Annotated in this window: 22 protein-coding genes and 1 pseudogene; 12 read left to right on the top strand and 11 right to left on the bottom strand. The window is 67.5% G+C overall.

What is annotated here, in order from left to right:
• Positions 1 to 110 precede the first annotated feature (110 nt).
• From dmpG to L2Z93_RS08925, 3 genes are read right to left on the bottom strand one after another with little or no spacing between them, the layout of a single operon-like run.
• Positions 111 to 1115, bottom strand: coding sequence for a 4-hydroxy-2-oxovalerate aldolase (dmpG, locus tag L2Z93_RS08935; protein WP_036425511.1), 1005 nt, complete (start codon positions 1113 to 1115; stop codon positions 111 to 113).
• Entirely contained in the window at positions 1112 to 2062 is a 951-nt protein-coding gene (locus tag L2Z93_RS08930) for an acetaldehyde dehydrogenase (acetylating) (protein WP_024447876.1), read from the bottom strand. Before L2Z93_RS08930 ends, dmpG begins: the two co-directional genes overlap by 4 nt.
• Before the next feature lie 8 nt (positions 2063 to 2070).
• Positions 2071 to 2532: a hypothetical protein gene (locus tag L2Z93_RS08925; RefSeq protein ID WP_024447877.1), complete on the bottom strand. Its 462-nt coding sequence runs from the start codon at positions 2530 to 2532 to the stop codon at positions 2071 to 2073.
• Between L2Z93_RS08925 and L2Z93_RS08920 the strand changes: the two genes are divergently transcribed.
• The 3 genes from L2Z93_RS08920 (at position 2510) to L2Z93_RS08910 (ending at position 4451) form a co-directional block, all read left to right on the top strand.
• The gene (locus L2Z93_RS08920) at positions 2510 to 3277 is read left to right on the top strand and encodes a DNA cytosine methyltransferase (protein WP_024447878.1); all 768 of its coding nucleotides are present in this window, start codon (positions 2510 to 2512) and stop codon (positions 3275 to 3277) included. The genes L2Z93_RS08925 and L2Z93_RS08920 overlap by 23 nt on opposite strands.
• Positions 3278 to 3363: 86 nt before the next feature.
• Complete coding sequence (locus L2Z93_RS08915) at positions 3364 to 4149, top strand: deazapurine DNA modification protein DpdA family protein (protein ID WP_024447879.1); 786 nt, start codon at positions 3364 to 3366, stop codon at positions 4147 to 4149.
• A gap of 29 nt (positions 4150 to 4178) precedes the next feature.
• Positions 4179 to 4451 carry a hypothetical protein gene (locus L2Z93_RS08910; protein ID WP_024447880.1) on the top strand — a complete coding sequence of 91 codons (273 nt, stop codon included), beginning with the start codon at positions 4179 to 4181 and terminating at the stop codon, positions 4449 to 4451.
• A gap of 149 nt (positions 4452 to 4600) precedes the next feature.
• Here the strand turns inward: L2Z93_RS08910 and L2Z93_RS19440 are convergent, their stop codons facing one another.
• Both L2Z93_RS19440 and L2Z93_RS08900 read right to left on the bottom strand, forming a co-directional pair.
• Positions 4601 to 4888, bottom strand: a complete 288-nt coding sequence (locus tag L2Z93_RS19440) for a hypothetical protein (protein WP_370745783.1) — start codon at positions 4886 to 4888, stop codon at positions 4601 to 4603.
• Positions 4889 to 5160: 272 nt separating this feature from the next.
• A complete protein-coding gene (locus L2Z93_RS08900) occupies positions 5161 to 5730 on the bottom strand; it encodes a hypothetical protein (RefSeq protein ID WP_051226815.1) in 570 nt (189 codons plus the stop codon).
• Positions 5731 to 5972: 242 nt separating this feature from the next.
• Between L2Z93_RS08900 and L2Z93_RS08895 the strand changes: the two genes are divergently transcribed.
• The 6 genes and pseudogenes from L2Z93_RS08895 (at position 5973) to L2Z93_RS08870 (ending at position 9470) form a co-directional block, all read left to right on the top strand.
• Positions 5973 to 6881 carry a relaxase domain-containing protein gene (locus L2Z93_RS08895; protein ID WP_234786267.1) on the top strand — a complete coding sequence of 303 codons (909 nt, stop codon included), beginning with the start codon at positions 5973 to 5975 and terminating at the stop codon, positions 6879 to 6881.
• Positions 6764 to 7027, top strand: a pseudogene (locus tag L2Z93_RS08890) (ArsR/SmtB family transcription factor); the annotation flags it as partial. The gene L2Z93_RS08895 and the pseudogene L2Z93_RS08890, both read left to right, overlap by 118 nt.
• Positions 7024 to 8142, top strand: coding sequence for an ACR3 family arsenite efflux transporter (gene arsB, locus L2Z93_RS08885; RefSeq protein WP_090593148.1), 1119 nt, complete (start codon positions 7024 to 7026; stop codon positions 8140 to 8142). The pseudogene L2Z93_RS08890 and the gene arsB, both read left to right, overlap by 4 nt.
• The gene (locus L2Z93_RS08880; RefSeq protein ID WP_090593145.1) at positions 8139 to 8807 is read left to right on the top strand and encodes an arsenate reductase ArsC; all 669 of its coding nucleotides are present in this window, start codon (positions 8139 to 8141) and stop codon (positions 8805 to 8807) included. The genes arsB and L2Z93_RS08880 overlap by 4 nt, the downstream gene beginning before the upstream one ends.
• A gap of 30 nt (positions 8808 to 8837) precedes the next feature.
• Positions 8838 to 9164, top strand: a complete 327-nt coding sequence (locus L2Z93_RS08875) for an arsenate-mycothiol transferase ArsC (RefSeq protein WP_090593142.1) — start codon at positions 8838 to 8840, stop codon at positions 9162 to 9164.
• A gap of 9 nt (positions 9165 to 9173) precedes the next feature.
• The gene (locus tag L2Z93_RS08870) at positions 9174 to 9470 is read left to right on the top strand and encodes a DUF1905 domain-containing protein (RefSeq protein WP_090593139.1); all 297 of its coding nucleotides are present in this window, start codon (positions 9174 to 9176) and stop codon (positions 9468 to 9470) included.
• Here L2Z93_RS08870 and L2Z93_RS08865 read toward each other — a convergent pair.
• Genes L2Z93_RS08865 through L2Z93_RS08850 form a run of 4 tightly spaced genes read right to left on the bottom strand, consistent with a single transcriptional unit; the run spans position 9444 to position 10764 of the window.
• A complete protein-coding gene (locus L2Z93_RS08865; protein ID WP_234786266.1) occupies positions 9444 to 9860 on the bottom strand; it encodes a class I SAM-dependent methyltransferase in 417 nt (138 codons plus the stop codon). The genes L2Z93_RS08870 and L2Z93_RS08865 overlap by 27 nt on opposite strands.
• The gene (locus L2Z93_RS08860; RefSeq protein ID WP_234786265.1) at positions 9857 to 10087 is read right to left on the bottom strand and encodes a class I SAM-dependent methyltransferase; all 231 of its coding nucleotides are present in this window, start codon (positions 10085 to 10087) and stop codon (positions 9857 to 9859) included. Before L2Z93_RS08860 ends, L2Z93_RS08865 begins: the two co-directional genes overlap by 4 nt.
• Before the next feature lie 42 nt (positions 10088 to 10129).
• On the bottom strand, positions 10130 to 10510 hold the full coding sequence (locus L2Z93_RS08855) for a type II toxin-antitoxin system VapC family toxin (protein ID WP_090593180.1): 381 nt from the start codon (positions 10508 to 10510) through the stop codon (positions 10130 to 10132).
• A complete protein-coding gene (locus tag L2Z93_RS08850; protein WP_090593136.1) occupies positions 10507 to 10764 on the bottom strand; it encodes a ribbon-helix-helix domain-containing protein in 258 nt (85 codons plus the stop codon). The genes L2Z93_RS08855 and L2Z93_RS08850 overlap by 4 nt, the downstream gene beginning before the upstream one ends.
• A 139-nt stretch (positions 10765 to 10903) precedes the next feature.
• On the opposite strand from L2Z93_RS08850, the gene L2Z93_RS08845 reads away from it, so the two are divergent.
• Complete coding sequence (locus L2Z93_RS08845; protein ID WP_090593177.1) at positions 10904 to 11563, top strand: maleylpyruvate isomerase N-terminal domain-containing protein; 660 nt, start codon at positions 10904 to 10906, stop codon at positions 11561 to 11563.
• Positions 11563 to 13248 carry a GMC family oxidoreductase gene (locus L2Z93_RS08840; protein WP_090593133.1) on the top strand — a complete coding sequence of 562 codons (1686 nt, stop codon included), beginning with the start codon at positions 11563 to 11565 and terminating at the stop codon, positions 13246 to 13248. The genes L2Z93_RS08845 and L2Z93_RS08840 overlap by 1 nt, the downstream gene beginning before the upstream one ends.
• Before the next feature lie 28 nt (positions 13249 to 13276).
• On the opposite strand, the gene L2Z93_RS08835 is transcribed toward L2Z93_RS08840, so the two are convergent.
• Entirely contained in the window at positions 13277 to 14431 is a 1155-nt protein-coding gene (locus tag L2Z93_RS08835) for an NAD(P)/FAD-dependent oxidoreductase (RefSeq protein WP_162562031.1), read from the bottom strand.
• A 129-nt stretch (positions 14432 to 14560) separates the two neighbouring features.
• Here L2Z93_RS08835 and L2Z93_RS08830 point away from each other — a divergent pair, with 129 nt between their 5' ends.
• On the top strand, positions 14561 to 15139 hold the full coding sequence (locus tag L2Z93_RS08830; protein WP_090593126.1) for a dihydrofolate reductase family protein: 579 nt from the start codon (positions 14561 to 14563) through the stop codon (positions 15137 to 15139).
• Here the strand turns inward: L2Z93_RS08830 and L2Z93_RS08825 are convergent.
• Positions 15114 to 15542, bottom strand: a complete 429-nt coding sequence (locus L2Z93_RS08825) for a cellulose-binding domain-containing protein (protein ID WP_090593123.1) — start codon at positions 15540 to 15542, stop codon at positions 15114 to 15116. The two genes, L2Z93_RS08830 and L2Z93_RS08825, sit on opposite strands and share 26 nt — an antisense overlap.
• Positions 15543 to 15675: the final 133 nt, after the last annotated feature.

The following is a 15675-nucleotide window of genomic DNA, read 5'->3' as shown; positions in this document are numbered from 1 at the left end:
GGTGTTTCATCTCTCGTGGCTTGGGACGATCGTAGGGGGGCGGATCCGCGTTGGATCCGTTTCCAGGTGCCCGGCGACCGATCGCTGAGCACGGTGGAGAAAGCGACTCTTCACCTCCTCATGTCCAGCGCGAGATCGGTGAGCAGGTCTTCCTGGCCGCCCACCATCGCGCGGCGGCCGGCCTCGACCAGCAGGTCCCGGGTGTCGACACCGATGTCGACGGCAACCCGTTCGGCGTGCAGCAGGAAGCTCGAATACACCCCGGCATAGCCCAGCGTGAGGGTCTCGCGATCCACCCGCACCGGGCGCTGGTGCAGCGGGCGCACCAGGTCGTCGGCCGCGTCCATCAGGGCGAACAGATCGCACCCGTGCAGCCAGCCGTTGAGTTCGGCCACCGCGATGAACGCCTCCAACGGGCAGTTGCCCGCCCCGGCGCCCAGCCCGGTCAGGGACGCATCGACCCGATGGGCACCCTGCTCGACGGCGGTGATCGAATTGGCCACGCCCAGAGCCAGGTTGTGGTGCGCGTGCACCCCGATGGTGGTGCTCGGGTCGAGTGCGGCGCGGTAGGCCTGAACCCGGTCGCGCACACCGGCCATGGTGAGCCGGCCGCCGGAGTCGGTGACATACACACAGCGCGCCCCGGCGTCTTCCATGATCTTCGCCTGGGCCGCCAGCGTTTCCGGATCCGTCAGATGCGCCATCATCAGAAAGCCGGCCACGTCGAGGCCCAGGTCGACTGCGGTGCCGATGTGCTGGCGGGCGATGTCGGCCTCGGTGCAGTGGGTGGCGATCCGCACCGACGTGACGCCGAGATCCACCGCGGCGCGCAGGTCGTCGACGGTGCCGATGCCGGGGAGCAGCAGGGTGGTCAGCCGGGCGTTGTCGATGACCTCCGCCGCGGCGCTGATCCACTCGGCGTCGCTGTGGGCGCCGGCTCCGTAGGTCAGGCTGCCGCCGGCCAGACCGTCACCGTGGGCCACTTCGATGGCGGTGACGCCGGCCTGGTCGAGCGCCCGGGCGATCCGGCGCACATCGTCGAGGGTGAACGAGTGCCCGATCGCGTGCATCCCGTCGCGCAGGGTCACGTCCTGGATGTAGAGGCCGTCCTTCACAACGTCACCCCCGCACCGGAGACTGCGTGCTCGGCCACCCGGACCGCAGCCGCCGTCATGATGTCGAGGTTGCCGGCGTAAGGCGGCAGGTAGTCGCCGGCCCCCTCCACCTCCAGGAACACCGTCACGTGGGTGAGGTCAGCTGTCCGATCCGACTCGGGGACAAGTCTTCTGCGCGGATCGGTTGCCGTGACGGTGGAGAACTGGACGTCCTGACGCAGCCGGTAACCGGGGACGTAGTGGGCGACATCGCGCACCATGGCGGTGACCGCCGCGCTGATCGCCGCGTGGTCCACACTCGACACCAGTGCGGCCACGGTGTCGCGCATGATCATCGGCGGCTCGGCCGGGTTCAGTACGATGATCGCCTTGCCGCGCGCGGCGCCGCCCACCGTTTGCAGTGCGCGCGCGGTGGTCTGGGTGAACTCGTCGATGTTGGCCCGGGTGCCGGGGCCTGCCGACCGCGACGAGATGGACGCGACGATCTCGGCGTAGTGCACCCGGGTGACCCGCGACAGCGCGGCGACGATCGGCACCGTCGCCTGGCCGCCGCAGGTCACCATGTTCAGATTGCGCTGACCGGCCAACCCGGACAGGTTGACCGCGGGCACCACGTACGGGCCGATGGCCGCGGGGGTCAGGTCCACGACGAGCCGGCCGGTGGGTTCCAGCCGGGCGTCGTTGTGGCGGTGGGCGTAGGCGCTGGTGGCGTCGAACACGACGTCGACGTCATCGAAGACGCTCATCGCCAGCAGCCCTTCCACCCCGTCAGCGGTGGTCGCCACGTCCAGGCCCGCTGCGCGGGCCAAACCGTCACTGCGCGGGTCGATTCCGACCATGGCCGCGATGTCGAGCACCTCCGACCGTCGCAGCTTGTACATCAGGTCGGTGCCGATGTTCCCGGAGCCGATGACCGCGGCAGCGGGGCGCCTTCGCGTGGTGTGCATCCGTGACGTCAGTTCGTCAGCGCCGCAGCGGCCAGCCGGGGCCGAGGCGAGACGGCCACGTCGGGGGTGCTGGTGGCCACCAACTCGTTGAGGATGGCTGCGTGCCGCACCTTGTGGCGGATGAGTTCCTCGTGGAACTCCGGCCGGACCCAGCCGTTGTACATCACGGCCTCGGACTCACCTGGCTCGATCTTGAAGTAGACCGGGCCGGCGACGCGGGCGATGTCGCCGGCCTCCCAGAGCCGGTTCATCCCACCGAACGACTCGAAGGTCTCGGCCCAGACGTCAAGAGGCACATCGACATTGCGGCGGATGGCGCCCAGCATGGGCCGGCTCAGGTCGCCCACCGGGTTCACGCTGTCGGCGCCGAGTTCCTGCAGGATCTTGATCGAGGCGGGATTGGCGTGGCCGGCGTAGACGGAGATCTTGAATTTCGCGTCAGCGGGAATGTGGCCGGCCGCCGAGATCATCGACTGGTCGCTGACGGGCACCCGCATCGGAGACCGCACGCGCCCGCTGGCCGACAAGACGATGGCCCGCATCGCCGCCGGAATCGAACGGTTCTGGACCCCGATGCTGGTCCCCGTCGAGGGACGCGATGGCAAGACCGCCGTCCCGGTCGATCAACCGGCCCGCACCATGACCACCCGCAACGAGACCGGCCTGCTGGTCCCGACCGGCGGCACCTGGCGCACCGAAGCCGTCCCGACCAGCGAGCCGATCCCGACCCGCACCACCCGCGAGAACGACGGAATCGCCTTCCCCGCCTTCGTCGCCGAGCTGCGCGGCGGATCCAGCGATGCCCGCTCCGTGGCCGAGCCGCTGGCCACCGTCACCGCCTCGGGCAACCACCACGGCCTCGTCTACGCCGACGCCCCCCGACCACTCATTACGAGCTTCTACGGCTCCGGCGGCAACAGCACCGTCGACCAGCCGCTGCCGACGGTCACCACCCTCGAACGCCACGGACTGCTCAACCGCGGCCCCGTCCCCACGCCGCCACCGACCATCGACATCAACGATGTCTACTTCCGGATGCTGGAGCCCCGCGAGATCACCGCCGCGATGGACTTCCCGACCGGCTACCGGATGGTCGGCACCAGGCGCGAGCAGGTGCGGCTGGCAGGGAACGCCGTCACGCCGCCAGCCGCCCGTGACCTGGTGGGTCTGGTCGTCGAAACCGTCACCGGCGAAACGCTCCAACCCACCGCCTGAGAAGCCACCCGGTGGGGTGCTCCCCCCACCCCCCACCGGGCGCCGACCCCACAGCCCAGCCACCGCAGAAACGAAGGACCGCCGCCATGAAGTACTTCTATCTCGGAACCAGCGAGGTGCGCTGGCTCGGCCAAGCCAACGTCCCGCTGTTCATCTCCCACCGCCGCCTGGCACCCCGCAAGAGCTTCCCGCGTGCGCTCACCGGATGGGCGCTGGACTCCGGCGGATTCACCGAACTATCGATGTACGGGCAATGGCGCACCACCGCCCGCGACTACAACGCCGCGGTCTGGCGCTACGACCAGGAGATCGGCAACCTCCAATGGGCCTCGCCCGGCGACTGGATGTGCGAGCCCGAACAGATCGCCCGCACCGGACTGAGCGTGCGTGAACACCAGCGCCGCACCATCGACAACTTCCAAGAATTGCAGGACCTCTGGCCCGGCCCCGACTGGGATGTGCCCTACGTCCCGGTTCTGCAGGGCTGGACGCCTGACGATTATCGCCGCTGCGTCGACATGTACTACGCCGCCGGCGTCGACCTGTCCGACTGCTTCCTCGTCGGCGTCGGCACGATGTGCCGCCGCCAGGCCAGCGCCGAGATCGACGTGATCCTGTCCACCATCCAGCGCCACGACCCCGACATCCCACTCCACGCGTACGGCTTGAAGCTTTCGGGCCTCAAGCGCTACGGCCACAGAGTCCTCAGCGCCGACTCAATGGCGTGGAGTTGGGCAGCGCGAATGAGCGAGCCGCTTCCCGGGCACACGCACGCCGCGTGCAACAACTGCCTGCCCTACGCCCTGGCCTGGCGCGAACGCGTCCTGGACATCACGCCCTCCGGACAGATGAGCCTGTTCGACGCCGCCTGAACCACCACCGAATCGGAAGGAACCCTCCCATGACCATCCCGCCTGCGACCGCCGCCAACGCGGCCGATGAACCCGCACGGCACACCCGAGAGAACGACACGAGCAGTGTCAAGCTGGCAGCATTCGTCGCCAAAGGCGACGTACTCGCCGACGGGCGGGTCGTCCGGCGCCGCTGGAGTATGCCAGTCCCGGATGCCACGTACTCGACAGATTTGAGCTTCACCGACGGCACTCACCAGTGGTATGACCACGGCGCGACTGTCACGGTGGTGGACCACATCAACGAGTGGCGCATCCGATAATTGCCGATCCACCACCGTCGCCTCCGCGCCGCGAACCGCTGTCACTCGCACAACTCCGATGACCCCCTGCCGGTGACTCTCACCATGCAAACGCCGACGGGTGCAGAGTCTGACCCTGCACCCGTCGAATGCTTGAAACCCGTTCCCGGTCACCACAACCGTGGCTGACCTCCGAGCATGGCCGCCTCCACTGCGGCCGAGTCCCACCCTGACCGCACCGCCTCCCGCAGCGCCAGCGCACGCTCGCGTCGGGCCCGCAGACCCGCGCCCCGCGCGATCACGCGCGGCCGGCCACCGCCGCGGCCCCGCGCCGCCATCTGTTCCATGTTCTCCTGCTGGGTGCCCGCGGTCACGTGCGCACGCACCCCGGCCGCGATCTCCTCGGCGCCCACCACTCGCACACACAGGGTGACGTCGCATTCGTGCAGTGCCCGCACATCCCCCTGTAGCGGTTGCCCCGCCCGTGCGACCGCCAGCGCATAGCGCGGCGGCCGCACCATCATCACGTGCCGCCAGCCGCCACGCCGCAATGCGAAGCGCCCGTACCCATCTGATCCGATGGCGCCCGTCCATAGCCAGCAGTCCTGTCGCCCCGGACCACGCACCACGTGTGCGAAGAACCGTGCGATCTCACTGCCATGACGTATCGGGTCGACCACCAAGTCGCGGCCCTGTCGCCGCCGACTGGGGGTACTCACGCGACTGCCCGTCAGGCGCTCAGCGCCTCGGTCGCCGGATCATCCACCGCCGCGACCCCCTCACTCATCTGCGCCGCTTCGCTGAGCGACGCCGGGGTATCGGCGCCCCCATTGGGGACCGTCGCCGAATTCTCGGCGTGCGCGTCCTGCGGTGTCTGTTCGCCGGCGTCGTGCTGCTCAGTGTCGGCCAGGCGCAACAGTTCTCGCACCTGCGTCTGCGTCTGACCACTCTGTGCGGCGATGCTGGCGATTGTTTCGCCGTTGGTGCGCATCACCTGTGCTGCCGCGCCGGCCGTCCGCCGAATCGTCGTCGCCTTCTCCTGCGCGCTCTGCCGGATCCGCTCCAGCCGTTCGTTCAACTCACTTTCGATCCGGGCGATCTGTTCCTCGGCCCTGGTCCGCGCCGCCGCCTCATCTTTAGCTGCGGACTGCTCGGCGTGCTCCAGCTTGTCCAGCTCGTCGAGGAACTCCTTGAGCGATTGCACGATCGCGCGCTCCCGCGCCTCCCTCTCAGCATTCGCGCGACGCCGCGCCTCCAAAGCCCGTTGCAGATTCCCTGATTTCGTCGTTGCTTTGCCCATGGTTGCGGACTCTAACCAGCCCTGCTGACGTAATCACGCCTCCAACTCCCCCTTACCCCATCACGTCTCACTACAGCCCACCTTCCGCCCCACACCCCTTCCCACCAGCACCTCCATCTGCCAGCCCACGTTTGTCCCACACACCTCTTGCACTCAGGTCACGGAACGGTAACGAGGTCTGTGCGGCCAGGGGTGTCCGCGGCTTGGGATCGTCATCATCGCTGCTTAACGTCCGAGCTGTGATGGGCATTCACAAGCTCACTGCCGGCACCGGATACCTGTATCTGGTGCGGCAGGTCGCCGCCCATGACCGCACCCACACAGGACCTGATTCCCTCGGGGATTACTACTCCTCGAAGGGGGAGACACCCGGACGGTGGGCAGGACGCGGCCTTGCCGGATTGGCCGCCGGGATGGAGCACCGCGCCTACACAGACCAAGGCGCGCAACTGTGGAACGTCGAGGCCGGGTCCGAGGTCACCGAGGATCAGATGAAGAACCTTTTCGGTCTCGGAGTCCATCCCAACGCGACTCCGCTGGCTCGGCACTTGATGACCCAGGGCGCGACCCGCAACGGTGCGCTGGCCGCGGTCAAACTCGGCCGTCCCTTTCACGTCAACGCCGGGGAAACCGCGCTGCAGCAACGGCTTGCCGTTGCGTTCCGCGACCACAACCTCAGCCAAGGCAAGCACTGGAACGCCCCCATTGATGAGGAACAGCGGGCCGCGATGCGCACCCGCATCGCGGGCGAGATGTTCGAAGAAGAACACGGCCGACCCCCGGCCGACGAACGCGAACTGACCGGATACATTGCCCGCGGCACCCGCCAGCTCACCACCTCAGTGGCGGGCTACGACATGACCTACACGCCAGTGAAAAGCGTCTCCGCGCTCTACGCGCTGGCCCCGCTGCACATCGCCGAGATCATCGAGAAGTGCCACACCCGCGCGGTCGAGGACGCCCAGGACTACCTGCAGGACCACGCGGCCTACACCCGCATCGGCGCCCAAGGTGTCGCCCAGGTTGACACAGACGGATGCTGGCCGATCCGGTTCGCCTGCAGCTGTTCTCGGCGATCGCCAGCCACGCAGGCGGCGAAGCGTGTGTCTGTGACATCTCGGCCGGCGTGGAGGTTTCCCAACCGACCGTGAGTCACCACCTCAAGGTGCTGCGCGACGCCGGGCTGCTCACCTCGGAGCGCCGGGCGTCGTGGGTGTACTACGCGGTGGTGCCCGACGCTCTTGCCAGCCTCGCGATCCTGCTCGGCACCGAGACCGCGGCCGAGGTGTCGGCATGACCGACACCACCACCACGGCACCCCCGGTCGTCGGCAAGCTGTCCACCCTGGACCGGTTCCTGCCGGTTTGGATCGGCGCGGCGATGGTCGCCGGCCTGCTGCTCGGCCGGTGGATCCCCGGTCTGAACACCGCGCTGGAAAGCGTTCAGATCGACGGGATTTCGCTACCCATCGCACTCGGGTTGTTGATCATGATGTACCCGGTTCTGGCGAAAGTCCGCTACGACCGCCTCGACACCGTCACCGGCGACCGCAAACTGCTGCTCTCCTCGCTGGTCCTGAACTGGGTGCTCGGCCCGGCATTGATGTTCACCCTCGCCTGGCTGCTGCTGCCCGATCTGCCCGAATACCGCACCGGACTGATCATCGTCGGGCTGGCCCGCTGCATCGCCATGGTCATCATCTGGAACGACCTGGCCTGCGGGGACCGCGAAGCCGCCGCCGTGCTGGTCGCGCTCAACTCAATCTTCCAGGTCATCATGTTCGCCGTGTTGGGCTGGTTCTACCTGTCGGTGCTGCCCGGCTGGCTCGGCCTGGAACAGACCACCATTTCGACCTCGCCCTGGCAGATCGCCAAATCCGTGCTCATCTTCCTGGGTATCCCGCTTGCCGCAGGCTACCTCTCCCGCCGCATCGGCGAGAAAACCAAGGGACGTGACTGGTATGAGACGCGGTTCCTGCCCAAGATCGGGCCGTGGGCGCTCTACGGGTTGCTGTTCACCATCGTGATTCTCTTTGCCCTCCAAGGTGATCAGATCACCAACCACCCGTGGGACGTCGCCCGCATCGCCCTGCCCCTGCTTGCGTACTTCGCCATCATGTGGGGCGGCGGCTACCTCCTCGGCGCCCTGCTCGACCTGGGCTACGAACGGACCACCACACTGGCGTTCACCGCCGCAGGCAACAACTTCGAACTCGCCATCGCCGTGGCGATCGCCACCTACGGCGCCACCTCCGGCCAAGCGCTGGCCGGCGTCGTCGGGCCGCTGATCGAAGTCCCGGTCCTGGTCGCCCTGGTCTACGTCTCCCTGGGATTGCGCAAACGGTTCCACCACCACACCTCCCAACATCTCCCCGCCACCGGCTCGACGACGAAAACGGACACCAGCTCATGACCGATAGCCCCGTCACCCATCAACTGCGCGCCGACCGCTCGATCGACCAGAAACTCGCCTTGAAGACCGCCGCCACCCGGCTGGAAGCCGAGTTCGCCGACACCTTTGGCACCGAAACCATCGAACGGTTTCTGCACACCTCTTACGACCAATTCACCGGCCGCGCCAGCATTCCCAACTTCCTGCCCCTGCTCGCCGAACGGTTCGCCCGCCAACGCCTGCACGCCCTCGCCAGGGTCGAAGGCCACTTCAGCGACGGCAAACCCACCGTGCTGTTCCTGTGCACCCACAACGCCGGCCGCTCCCAAATGGCGCTGGGATACTTCACCCACTACGCCGGCGACAACGCCATCGCCTGGTCGGGCGGATCCGAGCCCGGCAACGAGGTCAACCCGGCGGCCATCGAAGCGATGCACGAGGTCGGGATCGACATCACCGGGGAATACCCGAAACCCTGGACCGACGAAATCGTGCAAGCCGCCGACGTCGTCATCACCATGGGCTGCGGCGACGCCTGCCCGATCTTCCCCGGAAAGCGCTACGAGAACTGGGAACTGCCCGACCCGGCCGGCCAAGGCCTCGACGCCGTCCGCCCGATCCGCGACCAGATAGACCAACGCATCCACCACCTGCTAGCCGAACTCAACGTGCCCGTCAGTCAGTAGCCGACGAAACACGAAGGGAACACACCGATCATGGCTGACACCACTGTGTTGTTCGTCTGCGTCAGCAACGCCGGAAAATCGGTCATGGCCGCCGGACTAATGCGCCACGCCGCCAGCCCGAACATCCGTATCACTTCGGCCGGCACCCACGCCAAAACTGCCGTCAACCAGCTCTCAGCACAGGCGCTGGCCGAAATCGGCGTCGACATCAGCGGACATCAGCCGGTCCAACTCATATTGAACAAGGCGATGAGCCTGGTTGTGATCACGGCAGCCGGCCCACCTCCCGCCCCGCTTCCAAGGACCAGTCGGGCGAACGGTCACGCGGGCCGCACGCTGCTGGGCCGGCCGTCGTAGTGTGGGCCTGTGGAGTGGGAGTTTGTCGCCGAGGTGTTCCAATGGCGTGGCCCCGCACCGTATTTCTTCGCCGCCACGCCCGCGCACATTGACGACTTCCTACACGCTCATCTGGGCGAGCTGGCCTACGGGTGGGGTTGCATTCCGGCGCGTGTGCGTATCGGCAACACCGAAGTGACGACGTCACTCATGCCGAAAGACGGAGCCTATCTAGTGCCGCTGAAGATCGCGCTGCGCCGTTCCGAAGGCGTCGACGACGGCGATCGAGTGCGAGTGCGGCTACGCGTCGGCCGAGCCGTCCCCTGACCGCGTCGCGGCAATGACCACGGCCGGCCCGCTGACTTCGTCTGCCGGCAAACGAAGTTCGGCGACCGGCCGCAGCCCGGCCGCCACCAAAAGACTGGCCAGTTGCTCCGGCCGCCACTGATGCGTGGTCCATGAAACCGGCACGCCGCCATAGGCTTCGGTGCGCGCGACATCGTCGTCGCCCACGTGCGTCGCGACGATCAACTGACCGCCGGGACGCAGCGCTCGGGCAAACGACGCCAGCACCTCGGGAAGGACGTCCCGCGGGAGATTGAACAGCGACCACCACCCCAGCACTCCCCCCAGCGAGGCTTCGGCCAGGTCCAACTCGGTCACTGAGGCGACAGCAAACGCGCACTGCGGATACAGGCGCCGCGCGTGCTCGATCATCCGCGGTGACAAGTCGACTCCGACACGTCAACTCCACGTTCGGTCAGATACGACGTCACCGCGCCCGGTCCGCAACCCACGTCCAGGACCGGACCGACGCCGGCCACCGTGTCAACGAACGCGTCGATGGCGGCCTTCAGCCACGGATGCGCGCGGATGTCCCCCACCCCGGTCGTCGTGACCATGTGGACGTAGTTGTCAGCGACCCGGTCGTAGGAATCGCGCACCGACTCAAGATCGCCGGGCTGCGGTATCGGGCGATTGTCCATTCAGAACTCAAACGGCGGACGCAGATTCTTGAACATCGGGAAGTGTCTGACGTTGAACGTCGCCGGCTCATAGCCGTTGATATCGGCCGTGGCGGCGATCAGGTAGTCGCCCAAACCGATACCGGTATGACTGCGCCGGTACTCCCGCATGAAGTCGCCCGCTCGACGCGCGATGATCTCAGTGACCGGCTCAGCGCGAAATGTGGCGAGCAGCCGCCACACTTCCCGGCGCTCCGCACTAACCATCCCGCCGATCAACTCGGTTATGGACACCACACTGATCGCCAACGGGCCCTCCGCTCGGGCAGCCAGCAGCCAGTCACGCGCCGGCGCCACGCCACGCAGGTGAGCGATGAGGACGTCCGAGTCGACCAGCCTCACGACGTGCGGCGCCACATCTGCTCGAGGTGCGCCTCACGGCTACCCGATCCACGATCGGGCGCATCAACCTCGCGCAGAGCGCCGAACGACGTGTCGATTGCGTCAAGATCCGCGGCCAGGCTGTCGTCCGCGTTGCTCAGAGCCCGATCCAGCAGTTGGCGAATCAGCTCAGCGCGGGAGATTCCCTGCTGGTCGGCCAGCCTGTCCAGGTTGGCCGTCTGCGCCTCACCAAGATAGATGTTGGTGCGCTTCATACACCACAATATACACCAGACCTGGAGCCACTCACATGGGCGGAGATGGTTCGCACGTGCCCGTACCCGCCACCACGGGTGCCCACCTCACCCGGCGCCCATGGCGACCGACACGCCGCAGGGCGCCATGATGGCATCGATGAACCCCTTCTCGCTCACGTGGCAGGCACTGCGCTCGACCGTCGCCGACCTCGCCGACCGAGATTTCGCGTCGCCGTCCGGATGCCGCGGCTGGCTGGTGCGGGACCTGGTGTGCCACTTGATAATCGACGCGCAGGATGTGTTGATCACGCTGTCAACCCCCACCGCAGACGAGGCAACCCACGACGCCATCACCTACTGGACAGTCAGCACAACGCCACCGACCGGCGAAGACCCGCTGGACGCGCTGACGATCCGGCTGGCCGCCGCCTACCAACAACCGGAGCTGCTGAAATTTCACCTCGAGGACATCGGGGCCGCCGCCGGCCGTGCCGCAGGTCTCGTCGACCCGATGATGCGGGTCAGCACCCAAGGGCAAGTGCTGACCGCCGGCGACTACCTGTCCGGCTATGTCTTGGAGTGGACGCTGCACCACCTCGATCTGATCACCCACCTCCCCCGAGCGGCGCATCCCCCGGTCGAGGGTCTACGGCAGTCGCGGCGAATGCTGGAAACCATCGTCGGGACCGCGCTCCCCGACGCGTTCGGCGACGAGGACGCGCTGTTGATCGGCACCGGGCGACGCGCGCCAACCGCGATCGAACGGGACGCGATGGGAGAACTCGCCGCGGCGAAGTTTCCGGTCGTGCTCAGCTGATGAGCCCCGCCACCGAGTTCGACTTCATCATCGTCGGCGCGGGCAGCGCGGGCTGTCTGCTCGCCAACCGACTCAGCGCCAACCCCGAGCACCGGGTGCTCTTGATCGAGGCCGGCGGTCGCGACAACCTGTTCTGGATCAAGGTGCCGGTGGGCTACCTGTACACGATCGCCAATCCCCGCACCGACTGGTGCTTCACCACCGAGGCCGACCCGGGCCTGGCGGGCCGCAGCATTCACTACGCGCGGGGACGGGTGATCGGCGGCTGCTCGTCGATCAACGCCATGATCCATATGCGCGGCCAGGCTTCCGACTACGCCCTGTGGGCGCAGGCCACCGGTGACGATCGTTGGCTGTGGGGCGGCCCGGACAGCGCCGGCGAGACGCTGGCGATCTACAAGGAGTTGGAGACCTACTTCGGCGGAGCCGACGAGTGGCACGGCGCCGACGGTGAGATCCGCGTGGAGCGGCCACGGGTGCGCTGGAGAGTTCTGGACGCCTGGCAGGCCGCCGCTGCCCAGGCCGGCATCGCCCCGATCGAGGAGTTCAACCGCGGTGACAACTCCGGCAGCGCGTACTTCCACGTCAATCAGCGCCGGGGTCGTCGCTGGTCAATGGCCGACTCCTTCCTGCATCCCGTCGCCCACCGACCGAATCTCACCGTCTACACCCATACTCAGGCCCTGCGGCTGCTGATCGACGATCGGGTCGCCGACGACCGGCGTCGCGGCGCCTGGACCTCGGCCACGCACCGCGCCATCGGCGTGCGGCTGCTCAAGGATGGCCAGATCGTCGACGCCCGCGCCGGCCGGGAGGTGATCTTGAGCGCCGGCGCCATCGGCTCACCGCAGCTGATGCAGGTATCCGGTCTGGGCCCCGCCGAGTTGCTCACCCGCCATCAGGTCCCAGTGACCGTCGATCTGCCGGGCGTGGGTGAGAACCTCCAGGACCACCTGCAGCTGCGAACGGTCTACCGGGTGCGCGGCGCCCGCACCGTCAACACGCTGTACCGCAACTGGTTCACCCGCGCGGGAATGGGACTGCAGTACATGTCACTGCGCTCCGGACCCATGACGATGCCGCCATCGACGTTGGGCGCCTTCGCCAAAAGCGATGCCGCACTGGCCAGTCCCGACCTGGAGTGGCATGTGCAGCCGCTGTCGCTGCCCAAGTTCGGCGAGCCGCTGCACCCCTTCGCGGCGATCACTCCCTCGGTCTGCAATCTGCGGCCGAGTTCACGAGGCCACGTGCGCATTGCCAGCGCCGATCCGCTGGTCTACCCCAAGATTGTCTGCAACTACCTGTCGACCGACACCGATCGCGACATCGCCGTCCGCGGCCTCCGAATGACACGGGAGATCATGGCGGCGCCGGCGCTGGCCGGCTACGACCCGCAGGAGTTGCTGCCCGGGCCGCAACTGGTCAGCGACGACGATCTTCGCAGCGCCGCCGCCGAACTGGGCACCACGATCTTTCACCCGGTCGGCACCTGCGCGATGGGAGCTTTTGACGCCCACGGCCGACCGCGGTCACCGGCCACGGTGCTCGACACCGACTGCCGCGTGCACGGCGTCGCCGGACTTCGCGTGGTCGACGCGTCGGCGATGCCCACCATCACCTCCGGCAACACCAACGCCCCGGTCATGCTCATCGCGGAGCGCGCGGCGCGCGCGATCCTGGGGTGATCCGCCGAAACCCTCCGTGACCGCCCAATCAGGGAAGCGACGCGCACCAAGTCGGTGGCGTCACGCCGTCGAGAACGTGGCGGACGGCTGCGCGCGCCGCGATCGGCCCGATGAGATTGCCGCAACCGCTGTACCCACCCACCGCCACAACCCCCTCGTCGATGAGGGCGCACAGCGGTCGGCCACCGTCGGTGAAACCGGCCGAAGCGGCCCACCGATCGGTCGCCTCGACACAGCCACCCGAGATGCGTTGGGCCAGTTCGTGAATGTAGGTCTGCACCTCCTCGGTGGGTTCGGTCTGCGTTGTCCACTCTGACTCGGCGAAGCGGTCACGTCCCCCGCCGATGAACAATCGACCGTCGGGCAGTTGCTGGGCGAAGTCATAGCCCCAGCGTCCGACCACGGGACACGGCAACCGTCCGGGTTCGATGGGCCGCGTGGCGAGCATCTGCAGCCGCGCCGACCGCACCCGGGACGCCAGCTCCGGCACCACCAGCTCCAGCCGACCGTCCACCGCCACAACGATGACCTCGGCGCTGATCGTTCCGTGATCGGTTTCAACACAATGTGATTGGACTCGTCGCACGCGGGTGTGCTCGTGCAGGACGGCACGCTGCGAGACGGCCAACGCGATTCGGACGGCGCGAAGAGCCGGGTTCGTCGCGGCGTCGTCGGGCAGGTACAGGCCGCGACCGAGCGTTCCGTCATAGTCCTCGACCGCGATGCCGTGCTCACGCAGCGCGGCGGCTTGCTGCGCGCAGTCGGCGAGTTCTGTTTCACGGTCGCGGATTTCGTCATCCGACGTCGCGCTGCCGGGCAGCCCGGCGAGTCGAATCGATCCGACCCGTCGGATGATCGCCGAACCGAGTTGCGCTTCGAGCCGGTCGATCTCGGCGAGCGTTTCGCGATACAGGTCCACGGCGACATTCCCCCACCGCCGGATAGCCAGGTGCAGCCCGGGCGCCGGACCGGCGGCCAGGAACCCGCCGTTGCGGCCCGCGGCTCCGGCGGCGACCCGGCCGGCGTCGACCCCGATCACCGACAGACCGCGATCTGCCAACGCTTCGATGGCCGCCAGCCCCGATGCGCCCAGCCCGACGACGCAAGCGTCGGCTGCGTCGTCTCCCGGCAGTGCCGCGAATCCACGCCAGTCCGCCACGGCGTCGTCCCAGCCAACGGTCACGATCGACTCCTTCGTTGAGGTCAGCACTCAACGACATCAGACGCCGCGGTTCTGCGCGACCATTCGATCTCATTGGGGTGGGCAGTAACCTGAAGTCGGCCGGATGCGCGAACCCAAGGGAGCATCGTGATGAGAACCCTCCGATACTCGATCAACGTCACTCTCGACGGTTGCTGTCATCACGAGGCGGGGGTCGCGCCGACCGAGGAGTCGATGCGGTACTGGACCGACGAGATGGCGCAGGCCGACGCCTTGCTGTTCGGTCGGGTGACCTATCAGATGATGAGGTCGGCGTGGCGAAAGCCGGCCACGGGCGGGTGGCCCGACTGGATGCAGCAGTGGGAGATCCCGTTCGCCGAGGCCATCGACCGGGCGAAGAAACACGTCGTGTCCAGCACCATGGCTGACCTCGATTGGAACGCCGAGTTCGTGAAAGGCGAACTGGCGCAGGCAGTTCAGCGACTTAAGCAGGAGCCGGGCGAGCGCCTGTGGGTGGGCGGGGTGACCCTCCCCCTGGCGTTGGCCGACTTGGGCCTCATCGATGAGTACGAGTTCGTGGTGCAACCGGTCATCGCCGGGCACGGGCCGACGTTGCTCGCCGGACTGCGCGATCGAGTCGAACTCGAACTGGTGGATCGCCGTGAGTTCGGATCCGGAGCAATCGCGTTGCGATACCGGGTGATCAGCTGCAGGGAATCTGCCCATTGAGCAGGCAGTTCGACGGCGGGACGTAGCAGCCCGACAGCACTCCCCTCATGCCTCCGGTGGCCGTGCCGCCGGGCGGAATGATCCGGTTCCAATTCGCCGGGGTGAGAATCCATCGCGTCCCGTACTGCGTGACGCTGCTGCTCCAGCTGTGCCGGATGGACTCCCCGGCCGGGAGGTCGAACTCGAGCCGCCAATCGGTCATCGGTGTCGTGCCATAGTTCGTGATGGTGAAATGTGCAATGAAACCGGTCTGCCAGGTTGATGAGACCGACAACTGCGCGGTCGCCGTCGCCGCGTGCGCGGACGGCGCGGTCGGCAGTCCCAGCATCGCCACCAGCAGCGCCGCCGCGGTCACGTGCGGCGCTGCGCGCCAACGCATCACACGCCTACCCACAGCTCCCATGACAGTCAACGGTATAGCCCGCGCGGGCCGAATCACGCCGACGGGCCCCCATCGTGCGGCACCTTTGCGGAACCGAAACCGTCGCGAAACCTCGGCGCCCCGACCATCGCATCACCGCGGCGGCGGCCCGCGA

The organism is Mycolicibacterium brumae (assembly GCF_025215495.1).
Lineage (GTDB): Bacteria > Actinomycetota > Actinomycetes > Mycobacteriales > Mycobacteriaceae > Mycobacterium > Mycobacterium brumae.
Note: the sequence above shows the minus strand (reverse complement) of the source record. Positions and strands in the feature narration are given on the sequence as shown.

Bases quoted from the DNA above. Each gene is read 5' to 3' on its own strand.
- L2Z93_RS08925 (WP_024447877.1), bottom strand. From the start codon at position 2,532: ATGATCTCGGCGGCCGGCCACATTCCCGCTGACGCGAAATTCAAGATC.
- L2Z93_RS08895 (WP_234786267.1), top strand. From the start codon at position 5,973: ATGGGCATTCACAAGCTCACTGCCGGCACCGGATACCTGTATCTGGTG.
- L2Z93_RS08875 (WP_090593142.1), top strand. From the start codon at position 8,838: ATGGCTGACACCACTGTGTTGTTCGTCTGCGTCAGCAACGCCGGAAAA.
- L2Z93_RS08845 (WP_090593177.1), top strand. From the start codon at position 10,904: ATGAACCCCTTCTCGCTCACGTGGCAGGCACTGCGCTCGACCGTCGCC.
- L2Z93_RS08915 (WP_024447879.1), top strand. From the start codon at position 3,364: ATGAAGTACTTCTATCTCGGAACCAGCGAGGTGCGCTGGCTCGGCCAA.
- L2Z93_RS08930 (WP_024447876.1), bottom strand. From the start codon at position 2,062: ATGCACACCACGCGAAGGCGCCCCGCTGCCGCGGTCATCGGCTCCGGG.
- L2Z93_RS08850 (WP_090593136.1), bottom strand. From the start codon at position 10,764: ATGAAGCGCACCAACATCTATCTTGGTGAGGCGCAGACGGCCAACCTG.
- L2Z93_RS08830 (WP_090593126.1), top strand. From the start codon at position 14,561: ATGAGAACCCTCCGATACTCGATCAACGTCACTCTCGACGGTTGCTGT.
- L2Z93_RS08900 (WP_051226815.1), bottom strand. From the start codon at position 5,730: ATGGGCAAAGCAACGACGAAATCAGGGAATCTGCAACGGGCTTTGGAG.
- L2Z93_RS08865 (WP_234786266.1), bottom strand. From the start codon at position 9,860: ATGATCGAGCACGCGCGGCGCCTGTATCCGCAGTGCGCGTTTGCTGTC.
- L2Z93_RS08910 (WP_024447880.1), top strand. From the start codon at position 4,179: ATGACCATCCCGCCTGCGACCGCCGCCAACGCGGCCGATGAACCCGCA.
- L2Z93_RS08825 (WP_090593123.1), bottom strand. From the start codon at position 15,542: ATGGGAGCTGTGGGTAGGCGTGTGATGCGTTGGCGCGCAGCGCCGCAC.
- L2Z93_RS08840 (WP_090593133.1), top strand. From the start codon at position 11,563: ATGAGCCCCGCCACCGAGTTCGACTTCATCATCGTCGGCGCGGGCAGC.
- L2Z93_RS08920 (WP_024447878.1), top strand. From the start codon at position 2,510: ATGTGGCCGGCCGCCGAGATCATCGACTGGTCGCTGACGGGCACCCGC.
- arsB (WP_090593148.1), top strand. From the start codon at position 7,024: ATGACCGACACCACCACCACGGCACCCCCGGTCGTCGGCAAGCTGTCC.
- L2Z93_RS08880 (WP_090593145.1), top strand. From the start codon at position 8,139: ATGACCGATAGCCCCGTCACCCATCAACTGCGCGCCGACCGCTCGATC.